This window comes from Candidatus Neomarinimicrobiota bacterium, assembly GCA_041862535.1.
Lineage (GTDB): Bacteria > Fidelibacterota > Marinisomatia > SCGC-AAA003-L08 > TS1B11.
The window spans coordinates 1-2,327 of the sequence record JBGVTM010000361.1; the positions used below are offsets into that span (position 1 = coordinate 1).

Annotated in this window: 3 protein-coding genes; all 3 read right to left on the reverse strand. The window is 56.2% G+C overall.

All coding sequences use genetic code 11. From position 1 onward, the window contains the following. On the reverse strand, positions 1–227 hold a 227-nt coding region (locus tag ACETWG_13005; GenBank protein MFB0517505.1), incomplete at its 3' end, for a hypothetical protein. After that, positions 224–1,504: an ABC transporter permease gene (locus ACETWG_13010; GenBank protein MFB0517506.1), complete on the reverse strand. Its 1,281-nt coding sequence runs from the start codon at positions 1,502–1,504 to the stop codon at positions 224–226. The genes ACETWG_13010 and ACETWG_13005, both read right to left, overlap by 4 nt. Then, positions 1,504–2,327 (reverse strand): ABC transporter permease (locus ACETWG_13015; protein MFB0517507.1); only part of this gene is annotated, 824 nt, incomplete at its 5' end. The genes ACETWG_13015 and ACETWG_13010, both read right to left, overlap by 1 nt.

The window sequence follows — 2,327 nt, forward strand, 5'->3', positions numbered from 1 at the left end:
GCCTTATCCGTGCCCTCGATCCAGCTCCTGGACGTGATGGTTCGGCTGGTACGCCGCCCATGGACCACCATCCGGCTGGTCAGCACCATTGTCTCCGCCGTAAGGTTTTCATCCATAGCCGTGATCAGCTCCTCGGCCGTGGGTATCTTCTCAGATTGAGCCACGGTTGCACCAGGCCAGATCAGAAACAGTGCCCATAAGTAATTCATCCGTTTGATCATTTTCATGCTTCCAGCTCCAGTTCCTTGAATAGTTGTGACATCTGACGTTTAAAGATTCCTCTCCCGGCCAGCATGGTACCCAACATGGTCGCCAGCACTCCGGGGATAAAGCCGAGGTACCAGCAGTCGGGGGTAATCTTGGCCCGCATCACATAGGTGATAGGGAAATCGAAGCCTTCCATGATGCTGGAGTAGTCGATGCCCACCTCCTGCATCCAATAGGTCAGCAGCAAACCGATAGCCGTTCCGACGACACTGGCTCCCAGGCCGATGATCACCGATTCACTTATCGTGGTTCGGAAAACGTGTCCCTTGGTTTCGCCCATGGCCAGGCGCATGCCGAATTCGCCGTACCGGCGCAGGCCGTTCATCAGGCCCAGATTCCACAGAACGAGTATTACCACGGACATGAACATCAGGATCATGATCCAGATGACGGCATTGCTGTATTCCAACATCTGGCCCATCTGCTCCTGATCTCTTAGCGCTCGCATGAACAAGCTGAACTCATCATCCGCCTGGTTGTGGGTAGTGTTGAAGGCGGCCGTTAAGGCCATGGCAGCAGGGTCATCGTAGTACATGTCATCATAGAAGCCGAATATTTCAGAGGCGGCATCCTCCATATCCAGGGCTTGCCGGGCGCCATTCAGGTCTGCCAACAGGAAATGCTTACCGATACCGCCCACACCCAGCGACACCGTACCGGCCACCCGGAAATTGTAGGTGGTGAAACCACCGTGCATGGTGGCCCCGATAAACGTGGCGGTTTCACCAGGCTCCACCTCCAGGCTGCGGGCAAACTGCTCCCCTAATAATACTTCATCCTGCTCCCGAGGCAGATGCCCCCGGACTAGCTTGTTATCAAGCTCCCATAGTTCCGGCTGCCGGGTGCCCTCCGATAGCAGATCGACGGCAATCCCCATCATGGTCCCTTGGGAACGGGTCTCCCCATATGCATCAGGGATATCCAGCAATCCGGCAAAGGTGATGCGGGGCGACCAGAACATTTCCGGGTGCTCGGCCGAAAGCACGGTGAGTAGAGAGTCCACTGCCAGGATCGCCAGGTCATTCGGCAAGAGGTCGGTTTCCTCGGCATAGGCCTGGGTGGTCACTTTTACATGACCAGTGAGTAAGATCGCACTCTGGCGGAGCATGTCATCGAAGACGCCGGCCATGAAGCCGCGAAAGAACACCGCCAGAGTCACGCATATGATGATCACGAGAAAGCTGAACAGGCTGCGGGAGCGATCCCGGAGGACGCCCTTGATAAGAAAGCGAACCATCAGTTGGTTCTCCCGGTTAATGCTTCAGTGGGCTTCATTTTGGCGATCCGGCGTGCGGGCAAGTAGCTCACGATGGTGACAATACCCGCTACCAGCAAGGTGGTACTGACGAACAATCCGGCCGGGTAGACCGCTATCAACCGCTGGCTAATGAGAATACCGATCTCGGTGTAGTCGAAGGGTAAGGCAATGCCTTTTGTGCCCAACCAATATAGGAATGGTCCCCCATAGACAGCGGCCAGAACCAGGGCCAGCAGGCTGTGCAGGCCCCCCTCAATTGTGAACAGCCCGATCACACGACCACGAGCCATGCCCAGGGCCATGAGGGTGCCGATCTCCTTGCGCCGCCGGAAAATGGACAGCACCTGGGAATTGAAAATGCCTGTGGCTGCCAGGGTCAGGAAAATGACATACATAATATTGAAAAAAGCCTGGTCTGCTTCCACTCCCCGGATTAGATCCTCGTTCAATGCGTACACATCCATGGTGTGCCAACCACCAGGTTCGATCAATAGATCGGTCTCCTGTGAAACGACAACATAGGTTGCCTCACCGGGTATTTCCATCATCCGCTGCAACCGTTCCAGGGGCACCCATATTTGCCCCTGGTCAACCTGGAAGTTCTCCACGTTCATGATGGATACCACCTCGGCCTCGTCGGCGTCGAAGGTCCCGCGGGCATCCCGCCACCTGACGGTGAAGGTGTCACCCACCTTTAGTTTCGCTGTTTTGGCCATGCCGACGCCGATAAGCGCTGGTATAGCCCCACCAGTATAGCCGGACAGGATGCCGGTCGGTAGGGTGACAATCTGCTGCTCAGGGG

Excerpts from the sequence above, each read along its gene's own strand:
- ACETWG_13010 (MFB0517506.1), bottom strand. The coding sequence starts at position 1,504 with ATGGTTCGCTTTCTTATCAAGGGCGTCCTCCGGGATCGCTCCCGCAGC.